We start from the raw sequence: 509 nt of genomic DNA on the forward strand, positions 1-509 counted from the left end.
CTATGAGTCAAATCGCAGGGCGTCGTTCAGTTATCATGGGTGCTTACTACTTGGAAGCACAACACCAAGGCGAAGGTATCTTACTTCCAGGTATCCCTGTTCCTGGTATCCACGCTGGTAACGTTGTTATCTTTGGTGGTGGTCACGCTGCTATTGGTGCCACAGATATGGCTTTAGGTTTGGGTTGCTCCGTAGTTATCATTGAATTAAATGACGACCGGATCAAAGAACTTGAAACACAATTTGCTGGCAAGAACGTACGTGTTGTTAAGTCCAACGAAGAAAACTTGGCTAAGGAAATCAAGGATGCTGATATCTTTGTATCAACTATTCTTATTCCTGGTTCTCGTCCACCGAAGTTGGTCAAGGAATACATGGTTAAGTCAATGAAGAAGGGCTCCGTTATCGTCGATGTTGCCATCGACCAAGGTGGGACCGTTGAAACGATTGACAAGCCTACGACTATTGATGACCCTGTATTCATCAAAGACGGCGTTATTCACTATGCT

General features: G+C 44.6%; 1 protein-coding gene. It reads left to right on the top strand.

The genetic code is table 11. The features are described from left to right. Positions 1–35 precede the first annotated feature (35 nt). Positions 36–509 (top strand): Rossmann-fold NAD(P)-binding domain-containing protein (locus tag ACYVJE_RS23145; RefSeq protein ID WP_461146145.1); only part of this gene is annotated, 474 nt, incomplete at its 3' end.

The organism is Salinifilum aidingensis (genome assembly GCF_054782015.1).